At 76.8% G+C, this 15,772-nt stretch carries 11 protein-coding genes; 1 reads left to right on the forward strand and 10 read right to left on the reverse strand.

Annotated elements, in window-relative coordinates; genetic code table 11:
* The first annotated feature begins 8 nt into the window (after positions 1-8).
* The gene (locus AB0D45_RS28705; protein WP_362464294.1) at positions 9-1,049 is read left to right on the forward strand and encodes a cysteine synthase family protein; all 1,041 of its coding nucleotides are present in this window, start codon (positions 9-11) and stop codon (positions 1,047-1,049) included.
* A gap of 18 nt (positions 1,050-1,067) precedes the next feature.
* Here the strand turns inward: AB0D45_RS28705 and AB0D45_RS28710 are convergent, their stop codons facing one another.
* The 10 genes from AB0D45_RS28710 to AB0D45_RS28755 form a co-directional block, all read right to left on the reverse strand.
* The gene (locus tag AB0D45_RS28710) at positions 1,068-1,820 is read right to left on the reverse strand and encodes a hypothetical protein (protein ID WP_362464297.1); all 753 of its coding nucleotides are present in this window, start codon (positions 1,818-1,820) and stop codon (positions 1,068-1,070) included.
* Positions 1,821-1,995: 175 nt separating this feature from the next.
* Positions 1,996-2,406 (reverse strand): rodlin, encoded by a 411-nt coding sequence (locus tag AB0D45_RS28715; protein WP_362464299.1) that lies wholly within the window; start codon positions 2,404-2,406, stop codon positions 1,996-1,998.
* Between the two features lie 142 nt (positions 2,407-2,548).
* Positions 2,549-3,790, reverse strand: a complete 1,242-nt coding sequence (locus tag AB0D45_RS28720) for an alkaline phosphatase family protein (RefSeq protein WP_362464302.1) — start codon at positions 3,788-3,790, stop codon at positions 2,549-2,551.
* Positions 3,791-3,858: 68 nt separating this feature from the next.
* The gene (locus AB0D45_RS28725; protein ID WP_362464304.1) at positions 3,859-4,842 is read right to left on the reverse strand and encodes a galactokinase; all 984 of its coding nucleotides are present in this window, start codon (positions 4,840-4,842) and stop codon (positions 3,859-3,861) included.
* Positions 4,839-6,698 carry a class I SAM-dependent methyltransferase gene (locus AB0D45_RS28730; protein ID WP_362464306.1) on the reverse strand — a complete coding sequence of 620 codons (1,860 nt, stop codon included), beginning with the start codon at positions 6,696-6,698 and terminating at the stop codon, positions 4,839-4,841. The genes AB0D45_RS28725 and AB0D45_RS28730 overlap by 4 nt, the downstream gene beginning before the upstream one ends.
* Complete coding sequence (locus AB0D45_RS28735) at positions 6,695-7,861, reverse strand: glycosyltransferase (RefSeq protein WP_362464308.1); 1,167 nt, start codon at positions 7,859-7,861, stop codon at positions 6,695-6,697. The genes AB0D45_RS28730 and AB0D45_RS28735 overlap by 4 nt, the downstream gene beginning before the upstream one ends.
* Positions 7,858-8,700 (reverse strand): alpha/beta fold hydrolase, encoded by an 843-nt coding sequence (locus AB0D45_RS28740; protein ID WP_362464311.1) that lies wholly within the window; start codon positions 8,698-8,700, stop codon positions 7,858-7,860. Before AB0D45_RS28740 ends, AB0D45_RS28735 begins: the two co-directional genes overlap by 4 nt.
* A 7-nt stretch (positions 8,701-8,707) precedes the next feature.
* Complete coding sequence (locus tag AB0D45_RS28745) at positions 8,708-9,037, reverse strand: acyl carrier protein (RefSeq protein ID WP_361610729.1); 330 nt, start codon at positions 9,035-9,037, stop codon at positions 8,708-8,710.
* Positions 9,027-13,703, reverse strand: coding sequence for a beta-ketoacyl synthase N-terminal-like domain-containing protein (locus AB0D45_RS28750; protein WP_362464314.1), 4,677 nt, complete (start codon positions 13,701-13,703; stop codon positions 9,027-9,029). The genes AB0D45_RS28745 and AB0D45_RS28750 overlap by 11 nt, the downstream gene beginning before the upstream one ends.
* The gene (locus AB0D45_RS28755) at positions 13,696-15,666 is read right to left on the reverse strand and encodes an SDR family NAD(P)-dependent oxidoreductase (protein ID WP_362464316.1); all 1,971 of its coding nucleotides are present in this window, start codon (positions 15,664-15,666) and stop codon (positions 13,696-13,698) included. Before AB0D45_RS28755 ends, AB0D45_RS28750 begins: the two co-directional genes overlap by 8 nt.
* Positions 15,667-15,772 lie beyond the last annotated feature (106 nt).

The raw sequence follows: 15,772 nt of genomic DNA on the forward strand, positions 1-15,772 counted from the left end.
AACCACACGTGGAAAGCCGTGAGACACGCCGCATCGCAGACAGCATCGCGGACCTGGTCGGCTCGACCCCGCTGATCCGCCTGCGCTTCGACGACTCCGCTCCGGGCGCCGAGGTACTGGCCAAACTGGAGTCCGCCAACCCGATGTCCACCAGCAAGGACCGGGCGGCCCTGTACATGCTGCGCGCCGCCGAGGAGCGCGGGGAGCTGACCCCCGGCAGCGGCACCGTCATCGAGGCGACCTCCGGCAACACGGGCATATCCCTGGCCGCCCTCTGCGCGGCCCGCGGCTACCGCTGCGTCATCGTCCTCCCCGACAGCGCCACCGCCGAGCGCGTCGCCCTGCTCCGGGCGCTCGGTGCGGAGGTCGTGCAGACCCCCCGCGACGCCGGCTACCCCGGGGCGATCGCCAAGGCCGAGGAACTGTACGCGGCGACCCCCGGTTCCTGGTTCGCCTGCCAGCACGAGAACGCCGACAACGTGCGCGCCCACTACGAGACCACCGGCCCCGAGATCTGGGCCGACACGGCGGGCCAGATCGACGTGCTGGTCTGCGGCGTGGGCACCGGCGGCACCCTCAGCGGCGTCGCGCGGTACCTGAAGGAGCAGAACCCGGAGATCCGCGTCGTCGCGGTCGAGCCGGAGAACTCCCCGGTGCTCTCACAGGGCGAGGGCGGCCTGCACCGGATCCCGGGCCTCAACGGCGGCTTCGTCGCCCCCACCACCGACGTCTCCCTGATCGACAGCGTCGTGACCGTCTCGGACGAGGACGCCATGGCGGGCGCCCGCTCGCTCGCCCGCGAGCAGGGCGTCTTCGTCGGCGTCTCCTCCGGCGCCGTCGCCCACGCCTGCTCCCGGCTGGCCGCGCACCCGGACTACATCGGCGCGTCGATCGTCACGATCCTGCCCGACACCGGCGAGCGCTACCTCAGCCTCTGGAGCGAGGCCGCCGCGCCCGCCGCCCGGCCCGCCAGGCAGCCGGTCCCGGTCCCCGCCCCGGCGCCCGAACGCCCGCTCCTGACCGGCGGATTGCCTTCCACCCGGTCGTGAGGGGCCGACCGGACGCCGTCAGCCCGGGGAGCCGGAGAGGAAGGCCCGCAGCCGGCGGTGCTGCCCCTGCGGGATCCCGGCCGGGACCGCGCCGGAGTACACGGCGATCACCCCGCCGGTACGCACGACCGTGAGGGGCACCGTCTCGTCCATCGCGTTGCCCTCCACGGTCCAGTCGAACGCGACCGCTTCGTCCCCCGCGGCCGGCGCGGGCAGCGCGCCGACGCGGATGCGGGCGTCCTGCCCGCCGTAGGCGAGGGTGTACGCGACGAACGTGCCGCACAGCGGCACGGCCTTCCTGAGCGAGTCCATCACCCCCGACGCCTCCCCGACGGTGTGGCTCGCCAGCGACACGGAGTGGAGCGTGCGGAAGCGCCTCTGCGGGGGCCCGCCGGAAGGGTTCCCGCGCGGCGACACGTCGGCCACGACCCTGGCGGCCGGCCGGTGCCGGAGCCCGTGGTCCAGCTCGAAGTCGACGAGGTCCGCGCACTGCGCGGGACTTCCCGGCGCCAGGGCGTTGGGCACGGCCGCAGGAGAGGGGGCCGGGGCCGGTGGGCGCGGGGTGGCGGCGTAGCCCGGAAGGTCGTGCCCGGAGGGCAGGACGGACATCAGCTCGGCCTCGGTGAGGGGCTGCGCGCGGGGAGCGCCCGGCCGCTCACCGGACGCACACGCCGTGCTGACGGTGCCGCAGGCCAGCAGCGCGGCCGCCACCCCCAGGGCGCGCAGCCGGCGCGGCACCATGATCGTCGCCCTCGTCGCCCTCGTCGCCATCACGCCATTGTGGCCCCCCGCCGCAGGCCGTCGCGCGGTGGGTGGGCGTCCGTCGAGGCGGGTGGGCCGCACGGGGAGGGCCGGCCGGAGCCGTGCCCGGGCATGCCGACGGGCCGGCCGTGGGTGTTCGTGCGGACGCCCACGACCGGCCCGCTCAACGGCGGGTGGCCGTTGGTCAGCTGCCCGCGGACAGGTTGCCCGAGAGGACCGGGATGTTGCTCAGGATGTGGGAGAGCGGCTCGTCGCCCTTGGCCTGGGTGGAGTTCTCGGTGCACTGCTGGTTCTGCGGGTTGGACAGGACGTTGATGTCCTGGACACCGACGTTGACCAGGGCGAGGATCGACTGCGCGTTGACCTTGACCGGCAGGCCGATGCAGGGCTTGTTCAGGGTGCCCTGGACCAGGCCGAGCTGGGGGCTGAGTTCACCTTCGGTCTTCTGGTTGCCGTAGATCTGCTCAGCACCATTGCCGTTGACGGTGTTGATCCCGTTGTCGTTGCCGACGGCCATGGCCGGTGCGGCGACGGCGGCACCCGCGCCGACGGCGGCGGCGGTGGCTGCTGCGGTGATCATCATCTTCTTCAGCATTCGAGAACTTTCCTTCGCTGTAGCCGAAACGAGCCCCGGATCGGGGAAGTCGTGCTGGTAACGGGCCCGGGGGCGCAGACGTGGCGGTGCGTCACCCGAACGGCAGAGCCCCGGCCGGCCGACAGGGACACGGATGCCTCCTTCAGAACCAGTTGACGGTGAGCGGGAACGCGGCGGTGACGGTGGTGCCCGCGGCGTCGGTGGCCGTCGCGGTGATCTGGACGGTGCCGCTGCCCCAGGGCTTGCCGCTGATCCGTCCGGTGCCGGCGTCGACGCTCAGACCCCAGGGCAGGCCGGTGGCCGCGTACCGGACCGGGGCCTTGCCGCCGGTGGCGGTGAGCTGGACGGTGCAGGACTGGTTGAACTTGCAGGTCTGCGGGCCCGGGTTGGCCAGCTTCAGATCACCCGGGGTGGGCGTGGGGGTGGGCGTCGGGGTCGGGGTGGGCGTCGTGGATCCGGAGAACACCTCCGTGATCGGCTCGACGCCGGCCGCGTTGCCGGCGTGCGTGGCCGTGCCGAACAGGTCCTCGAAGGTCCGCAGCAGGTGGTGGTGGTTGAAGGCGCCCGCGTACGTGCCCGTCTTCACGTTCGCCCCGTAGAAGACGGTGGCGATCTGGTTCGATCCCAGGTAGTTGTCCTCGTCCCAGGTCAGCACGAGGAGGCTGTTGTGGGCCTTCGCCCACTGTGCGTAGGCGTCGATGTTGTTCTTCGTCCAGGTGTCACCCGTACCGACCGAACACGAGTGCATGTCATTGCACTGGTTGGGGACGACGAACGACAGGTCCGGCAGGGCCCCGAAGTCGTTCTGCGGGAACTGCGCCCAGGTCTTGCCGGTGTTCAGCGGCACGTTCTTGAAGGCGAACCACGGATTGTGCTTCTGCGCGTACTGGCCGCTCGTGCAGGCCGTGGAACCCTCCGCCGGCAGGTCCTCGTTGTAGGTGGCGAAGGTCCTGCCGGCCGCGATCAGCTCCTGGCCGAGGTTCGCCGCCGTCATCGACTGCGGGGTGTAGCAGCCGTCGCCGGTGATGCCCTGGGTGGAGCCGGAGAAGAGGTTGAAGTAGTTCGGCTGGCTCGGGTGGGTCAGCGCCTTCATGCCGGTCAGGCTCGCGCCGCCGCCGGCCAGCTGGTTGATGTACGGGGCGTTCGCGCTGCCGATGATCTCCCCGTACTGCTTGTTCTCGTACACGACGACCACCACGTGGTCGTACGAGGGCAGCGCGGCGGCCGCCGCCGGGGCCGCGGAACCGCTCTCTGCCGCCTGGGAGTTGGCGACGGTGAAGGCGCCCAGCAGGCCGAGCGCGCTGCACGCGGCCAGTGCGGCCACGGTGACGGGGCGCCGGGCGGTCCGGCGTCTGGGGCGGGCTTCGGGCGAGGGAAGGGGCATGGGGTGTTCCTCCTCGGTGAAGGTGAAGGTGAAGGTGAGTGCGAAGGGGAGGGGGCGGGGCCGGACGGTCACTCCTCGCGCCGGGCGGCCCCCGCCACCGAGATGTTCAGGAACCGCGGCACGGGCCGCCCTCGGCCGCGGAAGTCCTCCGCGACCGCCGCCCGCACCGCCGCCAGCCGGGCCTCGGGCAGCAGCACCAGTACGCTCCGCTCCGGCCGCCCCCCGGGCGGCCAGGCGCTCAGGGCCCCCGCCCGGCGGGCGAGGGCGACGGCCCGGGCCAACTCCCGCGGCCGGTCCGCCGATTCGCCCCGAACGGCGACGAGCACCAGGCGTGCCCCCGACGCGGCGGGGTCGAAGGTGACGTACCGCCGCCGCGGCCCGGGCTCCGCGCCGGGCAGCAGGGCCTCCCCGGGCCGGGCGAAGAGCACCGCCCGGCGCAGCGCGTCGTCCCCGTCCGGCAGCGCCCCGGCCAGCAGCCGGGCCAGCCCTTCCCGGTCGGGCCCGGCACCCGGCTCCGCGCCCGGCGGCGGGTGGACGTCGGCCACGGCCAGCGCCACCGCGCAGTCGGCCGGTTCCGCCGTGGCGAGCCCGGCGGCCGCCGTCAGCGAGCCCTGGACGTGCAGGTCCGTCCCGCCGCGGCCATAGCCCGCATCGGCCAGCGCCCGCAGCACCGCGTACGGCCGCGCGGCCCAGGCGGGTGCGTCGGGCGGCGGCCCGGACGGGGCCAGCGGCAGGTCGCAGCTGTCGGCGGGGTGCCCGAGGGAGCTGAGCCGGACCAGGCCGTCGGTACGCGGGGCCGCGGCGGCCGCCGTCGGCCAGCCGGCCGCCGCGACGAGTCCGGGGGAGCCCAGGTGGAAGGCGTGGGGAGCGCTCCAGACGGCGGCCGGGGGCCGGCCGTGTGCGGCTTCGAGGGCGTAGGCGACCAGCCGGAACAGCGGGTCGGCGGTGGCCCGCCGGGCCAGGTCACCCCCGGCGGGGCCGGAGGCCGGGGGAGCGGAGGCCGGGGGGCCGGAGGGCGCGGGCGGCGTGCCCGCCCGGCCGGCGGCCGTCACGGGGCGTCCTTGCGGGCCAGCATCCGGTAGGCGTTGCCGCCGTCGGTGTGGCGGGCCGCCGCCGTGCGCAGGGCGTCGAGCACCGCCGCCGCGGCGAAGCACGGCACGGCCGCCACCCGTACGGCCCGGGCCAGCGCCCGCGCCCGCGCGGTGGGCGGCGGCCCCCACGGCCGGTCCGGATCGGGGGCCAGCCGCGTCACGGTCAGCGCCACCGCCCCGAAGAAGTCGTTGCCCTGGTGGGCCGGGCCGTGCTCCTCGGCCAGCACGGTGAACCCCCGGTCGGCCAGCGCCTCCCGCAGGTTCGCAGCCGGGATCAGGTGCTGGTGCTGCGGCTGGAACCAGGGCAGCCACGCCGGACCCAGCAGCCGTGACATCCGCGACTCCGGGTCGGGGACCTCGACGGCCAGGTGGCCGCCGGGTGCGAGGACGGTGGCCGCCGCGTCGAGTTCCGCGAGCGGATCCCGGGTGTGCTCCAGGTAGTGGTACATGCTGACCACCTCGTACCGGCCCGCCAGCTTCGAGGCGAACTCGGGGAACTGCCCCTGGTAGCCCGTCTCCACCCAGCCGCGCCGCTCCGCACCGCAGACCCCCTCTCCCATGTCCAGGCCGTCGAAGCGGGTCCGCGGCCAGACCTCGCGCGCCGCGTTGCAGAAGTGGCCGTGCCCGGTGCCGACGTCGAGCCAGGACGCCGGGTCGGCGTGGGCCCGCAGCATCTCGGCCCGGCGCCGGTAGGAGCCGCCGAGCCGCCCGAAGACCGTGCCGGCGCCCTCACCGCCGCGCCCGTCGTAGAAGTCGCGGTAGTAGAACTCCAGCCCCTCGACGGTCAGCCGGGGGTTCTGGAAGACGTGCCCGCAGGCCGCGCACCGCTCCAGCGCGAAGGTGCCCGGCTTGCCCTGGAGCAGGTCCGGCACCCGCACCCGGACCGCGAGCGGCCCCGAGCCGCACCAGGGGCAGTCGGGGCGCCGTGCCTCGAAGAACCGGTCGGTGCCCCCCGCGAGTTCGGCCCGGTACGCGGCGGCCGCCTCCGCGGCGGTGCCCGCACCCCCGGACCGGCCGCGCCCCGCCGCCACGGCGGTACGCAGGCCGGCGCCGAGGGAGCGTACCGGCCGGGCGGCGGTGGCCCGGCCCAGATCGGCGGGACGCAGCGGGGAGCCGGGCCCGCCGAGGGCCAGGTACGGCTGGAGCCAGTACAGCCCGGCCGCGGCCGCCCCCCACCGGCCCTGGCGTACCGCGACGGCGGCGAGCAGCGCCAGCCCCGACAGCTGGGCGGCGGCCAGCGCCCCCGCCGGCAGCCCCTGTGCCCGCAGCTCGGCGGCCCGCCCGGCGCTCCCGGGCGGCGTGCCGCAGCTCAGTCCCGGGGCGATGGCCAGCCCCGTGGCCCCGGCGGCGTACTCCTTCACACGCCGGGTCAGCGCGAGGAGTTCCGCCGGCTCCGGTGCCCGGCCGCCGGCTTCCACCCCGGCCCGCTCCAGCACCTCCTCGGCGACGAGCACCGCGAACCCGGCCCCGCGCCCCTCCCCGAGCCGGTCCCCCCGGTACCGGGCGGGGTCCACCAGCCGCAGCAGCCCCAGCACCCGCTCGGCCGGCAGGTCCGCGGGCAGCAGGTCCAGCACCCGCAGCCCCTCCCGGTCCGCGTACGCGCAGGCCGCGAGGAAGACGGCCGCGCCCGGCTCCACCCCCCGGGCGGTCAGCAGCCGCCACCCGGCGGCGCCGGGCACCCCGGCCGAGACGGGCGGGGCGGCCGGCAGCACCGGGATCGCCCGCAGCCTGCGGCCGGCCCGTACGGTGCCGGCGCCGAGCGCGGCCAGCAGCACCGCGGAGGTCCAGCGGACCCGGGTGAGCGGAGGTGGCGTCATAGCAGCTTCTCCAACCGGTCGGCCGCGGCGGCTGCCCCGCCGGCCGCGGCGAATGAGGCCTGGATCCGCCGGGCGGCCCGGCGGGGTCCGGGATCGTCCAGCACGGCCGTGAGCGCGTCGCGCAGTTCCTCGGCCCCGGTCCGGCCGAACCGCACCCGGACCCCGGCCCCGGCCGCGGCCACCTGCCGGGCCACGATCGGCTGGTCGTCGCGGATCGGGGCGACCACGAGCGGCAGCCCGTACGCGAGGGCCTCGCAGACGGTGTTGTGGCCGCCGTGGCAGACCACCGCGTCCAGGTGCGGCAGCAGCTCCAGCTGGGGGACCCTCGGCTGGAGCAGGACGTGACCGGGTACCTCACCGACCAGCTCCGCGGGCGCGGCCAGGACCAGCTGCACCTCGTCGGCGAGCCGCTCGGCGGCTCCCAGCACCGCCCGGTAGAAGCGGGCGCCCGCCTCCTGGTTGAGGGTGCCCAGGGAGACCAGCACCCGCCGCCGCCGCGGGTCCAGCCGCCGCCAGGGGAAGCCGGGCGCGGCCGGACGCGCCCCGAAGGCCGGGCCGACGAAGGCGTACTGCGGGCCGGAGCGGGAGCCGGAGCCCAGCAGCTCCGGGGTCGAGAAGACCAGCACCAGCAGCTCCGAGAAGCGGGGGTCCCAGCCCTCGCCGCCCTCCCCGAACTCGGCGAGCAGCCCCGCGACCCGGTCGGCCACCCACTCCCCGACCTTCGGGAAGTCCGCGAAGGGCCCGGTGAGTTCGGCCGAGGTGGTGGCCGACGTCACCCACGGCACGCCGAGCCGCCGGGCGACCAGCGGCCCGGCCAGGGCCTGCTGGTCGCAGACCATGACGTCCGGCGCGAAGGCCTCCACCGCCCGGGCCACCCCGGGCACCATCGCCCGGGCCAGCGGCACCAGGGCCTCCTCCCACAGGAACCGCAGCGCGCCCACCCCGCGCAGATCGCGCCACCGCTCGTGCAGCGCGGCGTAGCCGCCGCCGTCCGCCCGCTCCCCGGCGGACAGGATCCGGGCCGACGGGGGCAGCAGCCCGGCCAGCGCCCCGGCCGGCCCGGTCCAGGCGACCTCGTGGCCCCGCGAGGCCAGTTCGGCCCCGACGGCCACCGTCGGATTGACGTGCCCCGCCAGCGGCGGCACCGTGAACAGCACCCTCATCGGACCAGCGCTCCCGTCCGGCGCCGGGCCCTCGCCGCGGCCGCCGCGGCGACGGCCGTCGCGTCGAGGTGGGCCAGTACGGATTCCCGCAGCACCCCGCTGCTCTCCTTCAGGACGTCGTGCCCCAGGCCCGGCAGGACGCGCAGGGCCGCCCGCGGGGCGTGGCGGGCCAGCTCCCGGGCCCCCGGAACCAGTTCGGAGTGCTCGCCGCAGACGATCAGGACCGGGCAGCGCAGCCGGGCGTAGTCGGCCGGGGTGAAGGTGCGGCTCGCGGCGATGTCGTCGACCAGGGTGGTGCGGTTGAGCAGGTCGTCGGCGATGGCGGTGAGGCGGGCGGCCTTGCGCAGCCGCAGCCCGAGCAGCTCCGCGGGCACCGGACTGTCCTCCAGGCTGAGCGCGGCCGCCGACAGGGTGTCCACCATGTTCTCCACCCATGCCCCGCTGAGCGGCGGTTCGAGGAGGGTGAGGCCGGTGACGAGGTCGGGCCGGGCCAGGGCGGCGTGCAGCGCCAGCGTCGCGCCGTAGCTGTTGCCGACCAGGTGGACGGGACGCCGGCCGAGGCCGAGCGCGCCGAGGACCGCCAGGAGGTCCCGTACGGCGGTGCGGCTGTCGTAGCCGTCGGCCGGGCGCTCGGTGAGGCCGTGGCCCCGCAGGTCGTAGAGCAGCACCTCGTGGCCGGCCCGGGCGACGGGAAGGGCCACCGGGCAGTAGAAGGAGGACAGGTTGTCGACGACGAGGCCGTGGAGGAACACCACCAGGGGCCGGCCGCGGCCGGCCGTGGCGGCGGCCGGCAGCCGCTGGACGTGGAAGCGCAGGGAACCCGCGCGGACGAAGGCCATGGCCGGCTCAGCCGGCCGCGGTCGCCGCGGAGGAGCTGCTCCCCGAGGCGCTGCGGGCGAGGGAGGCGTGCGTGACCTGCCCGATGTGGGTGACGAGTTCACCGACGGACATGGCGAGGATGGCGTCCATGTCCTTCTCCGCCAGGAACCCCATCAGGTCCACCCCCGCGCCGTAGCGGTGGTGCAGCGCCTCGGCGAGGGCGACGAACTCGATGCTCTCCAGGGCGAGGTCCTCGTTGAAGGTCGTCTTCATCGTGACCTCGTCCGCGAGGAGGTGGTCGTCGCCGACGATCTCCACCAGCATGCCGGTGATCTCGGTCAGGATGTCATTTCCCATGGCGGGTCTCCGTGAGGGGGAAGGGGACGGCGGGGGAGGTGCCGTGGTCGGTCCAGGCGACCACGTGGTCGGGGGTCGAGGTGTCGGCCAGGGTGGTGCGTACGGCGTACGGGAGTCCGTCCGGGGACCGCACCAGCAGGCCGGCGCCGTCCGGGTCACCGGTCACCCGCCAGTCGCGCGGCCGGCCGCCGAGCCCGGAGCCCTCCGCCTTGGCGGCGGCCTCCTTGGCGCACCACAGGGCGGTGAGGGCGGCCGGCAGGCCGGTTCCCCGGGTACCCGCCAGCGCTTCGGCGAGGGCGAGTTCACCGGGTGCCAGGGCGATGCGGACCAGCGCGTCCGGGTCGGCGGTCACCGGCTCCACGTCGATCCCGACCGCCCGGGTGCGATGGGCGAGGGCGACGGCGATCCGGTCCTTGTGGGCGATCGTCAGCCGGAACCCGGCGGCGAGGGGGCCCCGCGCCAGCGGGCGGCCCGCCGGGTCGTTGCCGACCGGCACCTCCGCCGGGAACACCGGCCCGGCGCCGCCGTCCCACAGCAGCTGCCGCAGCGCGTCCTTGGCCGCGATCCGGCCGAGCAGCCAGGGCGCCCGGGCACGCGGCGACAGCCGCTCGTAAGCGGCCCGTTCGGCGGCGCCCAGGTAGCGGCGCATGACCAGTTCCTGCGAGGCGGGATCGCTCCAGCGCCGGCGGGCCAGGCACCAGCCCCCGGGCTGCGGCTCGCCGATGCCGCAGACCTCCGGGGTGAACTTCATCGGCCAGACCCGTTCGTCGGCACCGAACCGGCGGTACGTCCACCCTTCGATCCGGGCCCACACCGTCCCGTCCGGCCGGCGCAGCTCGATGTCACCGCGCACGGTGACGTCGCGGACCTCGCGGATCCGGGCCGTGGCCCCGACGAGCTCGTGCGGGGCCGGCGGCGGGCCGCAGAACCGGACGCGGTCCACGGTCGCCGGGAAGACCAGCCGGTCCACCGGCAGGCTCAGCTGCATCCAGTGCCCGAACAGCTGGCCCGCCGCGTCGAGCAGGGCCCCCGGGTCGGGGAGCGCCCGCAGGACCCCCTCGATCCCGTCCGCGCCGACGGTCCGCACCTCGTGCACGGCGGCGAAGCGCGGGCCGTGGAACATCCACCGGTCCCGGTAGAGGGCGGCTGCGCTGACGGGAGCGGGCCCCGGCTCGCGCAGTGCGGCGGTGTCGGGGGCGGGCGGCGCCGGGTACCGGTCGCCGAGCAGCACGACCACCGAGGCGTACTCCCCGAGGGTGACACGGAACCGGCCCGGGCCCTCCTCCCGGACCAGCACCTCCACGTCCAGGGCCGGTTCGACGGGCAGCCACCGCAGGGCCCGTACGTCCTCGTACCCGGTGACCGCCAGGCCGGCGGGCGCGTAGCGCCGGGCGGCGTCGGCCGCCAGCTCCAGCATGGTGGTCATGGGCACGACGGGGAACCGGTCGGAGTCCTCGGGCCAGTCGTCCGGCTGGAGGTACACGCAGTGGTCCCGTACGAAGGGCAGCGCGGCCAGCGACAGCCGCAGGGAGTGCCGGCCCGTGACCCCGTCCCCGGGGGCGGCCCGCCGTCCGGCCGCCCACGCCTCGGCGACGCTGCGGGCCGCCGCGCCGGTGTCGCCGAGGACCGCGTCCAGGGCGCACAGCAGGGCCGGCCGCCCGGCGTCCGCGGCGGGGCCCGCGGGAGCGGGGTGCGGGGCCGGGGTGAGGAGGCCGCCGCCCAAAGCCGTGCGGGCCGCCTCGCCGAGCCGGACCAGCGGCGAGCCGAGGTCGAGGGTGACACCGCGGGGCTCCGGCCCGGCGGGCACCGGCCCGGCGGGCACCGGCCGGCCGGCACCGGTTCCGGACCCGGCACCCACACCGCTCGCGGCCACGGCTCGGGCACCGCTCGCGGCCACGCCTCGGGCGCCGGGCGCGGCTACGACACCGGTGCCGGCCGCGGCCACGGCTCCGGCGTCGGCCATGGGCCCGGTCAGCAGGTCCCAGCGCGGCGCGTGGCCCTCCGCCCAGAGCGCGGCGCACATGCGGGTCAGCGACGCCAGGCCCGGCAGGCGCGGGGAGGAGGTGGACACCGCGAGGTGGGGCCGGCCGCGCAGGGTGTCCTCGACGAAGCCCGTGAGGCTTCCGGGGCCCAGCGCAACGAAGCCGCGGACGCCCTGCTCCTCGTACAGGCGCAGGGTCAGCTCGCGGAAGCGCACCGGTTCCAGCAGATGGCGTACCACCAGCTCCCGTACGTCCCCTGCGGCGCCGGGGAACGGCGCGCAGGTGGTGGCCGACCAGACCGGGAGGACGGCCGGCTCCAGCGGCAGCCGCCCGAAGGCGGCCCGGACCTGGCCGAGGTAGGGCTCCCACATCGGGGTGTGGAAGCCGGAGCGGAACGGCAGCTCCTGCCCGAGCACCCCCTCGCCGCGCAGCCGCGCGACGGCCTCCGCCACCTGGTCGGGACCGCCGCAGATCACCGACTGGTGGGGGCAGTTGTCGTGGCTGACCACGACCCCGTCCAGTCCGTGCAGGGCCGCCCGTGCCCGCCCGGCACCGCAGCCCAGCGCCGCGTACACCAGGTCGGGGACCTTCAGCGAACCGGGCCGCAGCGAGTCGAGGAAGGCGTCGGCCGCCTCCTCGGGATACATGCCGGCGGCCACCATCGCCGCCCACTCGCCCAGGCTGTGGCCCGCCAGCACGTCGGCCCCGACGCCGAGGCGGGGCAGGGCCCGGGCGAAGAAGCGGCCCGTGGCGATCGCGTCCAGCGCCCGCTCGATCAGCGAGCCGCCCCGGATCAGGCGCGGCCGGGCCAGCCCCAGCCGGTCGGCGACGTCGTCCACCACCGGTGCGAACTCCGGCTCCAGACCCGGGAACAGGAACGCCACCCGTCCGCCGAGCGGCTCGGGGGTGAACCACACGTCACCCCGGCCCCGCCAGGGCCGGCCCCGCGCCACCGCCTTCGCGGCCAGCGCGAGCCGCTGCGGCGTCGGGCCGGCCACCGCGACCCGGCAGGGCCCCTCCCCGCCGGACACCGGCGAGGGCGCCGCCAGCAGGGCCGACAGCTCCGCCACACTCCCCGCCGCCAGCAGCAGGACACCCCCGGGCACCCCCGCTCTCGCAGGCACCCCCCGGCCCCCTGCACCACCCGCCCCCGCGAGCGCATCCGCCACCGCGGCACCCGGCCCCGCAGGCACGCCCGTACCGCCCAGCGGCAGGAACCGGCGCACCGGCGGCACCGCCCGGACGGCGGCCGGAGCCTCCTCCAGCACCACGTGCGCGTTGATCCCGCCGAAGCCGAACGCGTTGACCCCGGCCCGCCGCGGGCCCGGCCCCCGCTCCCACGGCGCGGCGGCCGTCACCGGCCGCATCCGGGTCCGGGCCAGGCCGGGGTGGGGGTCCTCCAGGTGCAGCGTCGGCGGCAGGACCCCGTCGTGCACCGCCAGCGCCGCCTTGATCAGGCCGGCCACACCGGAGGCCTGCATGGTGTGCCCGAGCATCGACTTGACCGACCCGAAGCCGATCTCCGGCCCGCCCGCCGGCGGCGGCCCGAACACCCGGGCCAGCGTGTCCAGTTCGGCGGCGTCCCCGACCGGGGTCCCCGTACCGTGCGCCTCCAGCAGCCCCAGCGCGCCCGGCGCCCGCGGATCCAGCCCCGCCTCCCGCCAGGCCCGCTCCAGCGCCCGTACCTGGCCCGCGACCAGCGGGCTCATCAGGCTCGCCGCCCGGCCGTCCCCGGCCACGCCCGTCCCGCGGACCACCGCGTACACCCGGTCCCCGTCCCGCTGCGCGTCCGCCAGCCGCTTCAGCAGCACCACCCCGGTGCCCTCGGACAGCAGCGTCCCATCCGCGCCCCGGTCGAAGGGCCGGATCCGCTCGGTCGGACTCAGCGCCCGCAGCTGCGTGAACACGCTCCACAGCGTGGCGATGTGGCAGTGGTGCACGGCCCCCGCGACCACCGCGTCGCAGCGCCCGGCCGCCAGCAGCCCGACCGCCTGGTCCACGGCCAGCAGTGAGGAGGCGCAGGCCGCGTCCAGGGTGTAGGCAGGGCCGCGGAAGTCCAGCCGGTTCGCGGTCCGGGCGGCGGTGAAACTCGGCACCAGCCCGATCGACGCCTCCGGTCGCTCCGGGCCCAGCGCGTCCTGGAACGCCGACCGCACCTCGGCGATCCGCCGCTCGCCGAGCTCCGGAGCCAGCTCCCGCAGGGTCTGCGCCAACTGGTGGGCCGTGCGCACCCGCTGGTCCAGGCGGGCGGTGGCCACCCCCATGAAACCGCCGCGCCCCAGCACCACCCCGATCCGGGACCGGTCGGCCGGAAGCCGCTCCTCACCGCCCGCGTCCGCGATCGCCTCGGCCGTCGCCCGGAGCGCCAGCATCTGGTCCGGCTCGGCCCCCTCCACGGCGGCCGGCATGATCCCGAACCGCGTCGGGTCGAAGCCGGCCAGGCCGTCGACGAAGCCGCCGCGCCGGCAGTAGAACCGGTCGCCGGCCGCCGGGCCGGCGGCGGCGTCCGGGTCGTAGTACACCTCGGGATCCCAGCGCTCCGGCGGGACCTCACCGATGCAGTCGGCCCCCGCGTACAGGTTGCGCCGGTACGCCGCCAGATCGCCCGCACCGGGGAACACCGCGCCCATCCCGACGATCGCCGCGTCGGTCGGGCGCGGGCCGCGCCGCAGCCGCTCACTCATCGCCGCGCCCCTCCTGCGGGGCGGCCGTCAGGACCACCTGTACGTCGTCCCCGTGCGCGAGTTCGGCGAGGAACGCGGCGGTACCCGCCTCCGGCGCGATCAGCGGGATGCCGCGCCGGGCGTACGCGCGCTCCAGCTCGGGAGTGACCATCCCGCCCGCCTCCGCCGCCCAGGGGCCCCAGTCGACGGACAGCACCCGGCCCGGGAAGGACTCCGCCCAGGTGCGCGCGAGGACGTCCAGGGCGTCGTTGGCGGCGGCGTAGTCGCTCTGGCCGCGGTTGCCGTACACCCCGGCGACACTGCCGAACAGGGCCAGGAACCGGGGAGCCGGGTACGCCCCGTGCTCGGCGGCGGCGGCCGCGAGGTGGCGGGCTCCGGTTACCTTGGCGGCGAACACCGCGGCGAAGTCCGCCGGTTGCTTCTCGTGCAGCAGCCCGTCCCGCAGCACACCCGCCCCGTGCACGATCCCGTCGAGCCGGCCGTGCCGGGCCTGTACGTCCGCCACGACGGCCCGTACGGCCGCCCCGTCCGTGACGTCGGCGCGGTGGTAGCGCACGGAGGCCGCCGCGCCGGCGAGACCGGCCAGCGCGGCCCGTACCTCCCGCCCGGCGAGGATCCCCGACGCGGCCGCCTCGATCTCGGCCGGCGTCCGCAGGCCCGAGGCGATCAGCGCGGCCCGCAGCGCCACCCGGTCCCGGGCCTGCCCGAACGCGTCCTCCTCGGCGGGCGGTTCGGGCGTACGGCCGACCAGCTCGACGTGGCAGCCGGTGGCGCGGGCCAGCGCGAGAGCCGTGCGGGCCGTGATCCCGCGCGCCCCGCCGGTGAGCAGGACCACGGAGTCCGGGCCCAGGGGCACGGCCCCTCCGGCCGCGCCCAGCGGGTCGGCGGGCACCGGCAGGCGTGCGAACCGGGTGCCGTCCGGGGCGTACCCGACCGAGGCGGCCCCGTGCGATGCCGCGCCCGGCCCGTCGGCCAGCTCGGCGAGGAGCAGCAGGGCCGTCTGCTCGGGGTCCTCCTTGGGGTGGACCTCCACGGCGCGGAGCAGCGTGCCGGGGAACTCCAGCGCCGCGCTGCGGGCGAAGCCGTGCAGCCCGGCCCCGGCCGTGCCGGGCGCGGGCGCCGTGACCAGGAGCAGCCGGCCCACCCCGCCGGCCAGTGCCTGCCGCAGCCCCGCGAAGGCCCCGGGCAGCACCGGTTCGGTCCCGCCCCGCAGCGCCGATAGGTCGACGATCCCGTCGCACCCGGCCTCCGCCGCCGCGAGGGGACGCACCTCGGCGCCCCGTTCCCGCAGCGCCCCGGCGAGCGCCCGTGCCAGGCCCTGGCCGTCCCCGACGATCCCGATCCGCAGGCCCCGCAGGGCCATCGGGTCCCCGGCGGCCGCCGCCACGGGGACCGCCTCGACCCGCAGCCGCTGCAAGGGGGCCGGCGCCGGACCGCCGGCCGCGGCGGGCCCCGGTCCGGGAGCGGTGGCGGGCGCGCGGGAGACGATCCAGTCCACGATCCCGCTCAGGGTCTTGATCCGGGACAGTTCCTCGACGGCGGATCCGGTGGAGCCGCCCGGTTCCCGGGGGAGTCGGATCCGGTCGGCCAGGGCGCCGATGATCTCCACCCGTTTGATGGAGTCGATGGACAGGTCCGCCTCCAGGTCGAGCCCGGGATCGAGCATGTCCCTGGGGTAGCCGGTCCGGGTGTGGACGATCTCCAGGACCGCGTCCATCACCTCCTCGGCCGTGCGCGGTGCGCCCGGACCGGCCGCCCGGCCCGCCTCGGGCCCGTCCGCGGCGGGCGGTACGGGTACGGGGGCGGCCGGGATCCCGCCGCCGAGGCGGGCGAACGGTTCGACCGGCGCACCGGACCCGGTGCCCGTCGCGGGCCGCGGGGGTTCCCCCGCCCCCAGGTACCCCAGCAGGACGGCCCGCTGGGCCTCCACCAGTTCGCGCGTCCCGCGCAGGTACTCCAGCACCGCCGGGAGGAGGCGGGGCCTGACCGGAGGTGCGGGGGTCAGGGCCTGGCCAGGACGGGCGTTTCGAACGGGTCGTGGTGGATGCGGTCGGGCGGCGTACCGCCGA

The organism is Streptomyces sp. NPDC048352 (genome assembly GCF_040651895.1).
Lineage (GTDB): Bacteria > Actinomycetota > Actinomycetes > Streptomycetales > Streptomycetaceae > Streptomyces.

Bases quoted from the DNA above. Each gene is read 5' to 3' on its own strand.
- AB0D45_RS28735 (WP_362464308.1), bottom strand. From the start codon at position 7,861: ATGAGGGTGCTGTTCACGGTGCCGCCGCTGGCGGGGCACGTCAATCCG.
- AB0D45_RS28745 (WP_361610729.1), bottom strand. From the start codon at position 9,037: ATGGGAAATGACATCCTGACCGAGATCACCGGCATGCTGGTGGAGATC.
- AB0D45_RS28715 (WP_362464299.1), bottom strand. From the start codon at position 2,406: ATGCTGAAGAAGATGATGATCACCGCAGCAGCCACCGCCGCCGCCGTC.
- AB0D45_RS28710 (WP_362464297.1), bottom strand. From the start codon at position 1,820: ATGGCGACGAGGGCGACGAGGGCGACGATCATGGTGCCGCGCCGGCTG.
- AB0D45_RS28750 (WP_362464314.1), bottom strand. From the start codon at position 13,703: ATGAGTGAGCGGCTGCGGCGCGGCCCGCGCCCGACCGACGCGGCGATC.
- AB0D45_RS28720 (WP_362464302.1), bottom strand. From the start codon at position 3,790: ATGCCCCTTCCCTCGCCCGAAGCCCGCCCCAGACGCCGGACCGCCCGG.
- AB0D45_RS28730 (WP_362464306.1), bottom strand. From the start codon at position 6,698: ATGACGCCACCTCCGCTCACCCGGGTCCGCTGGACCTCCGCGGTGCTG.
- AB0D45_RS28740 (WP_362464311.1), bottom strand. From the start codon at position 8,700: ATGGCCTTCGTCCGCGCGGGTTCCCTGCGCTTCCACGTCCAGCGGCTG.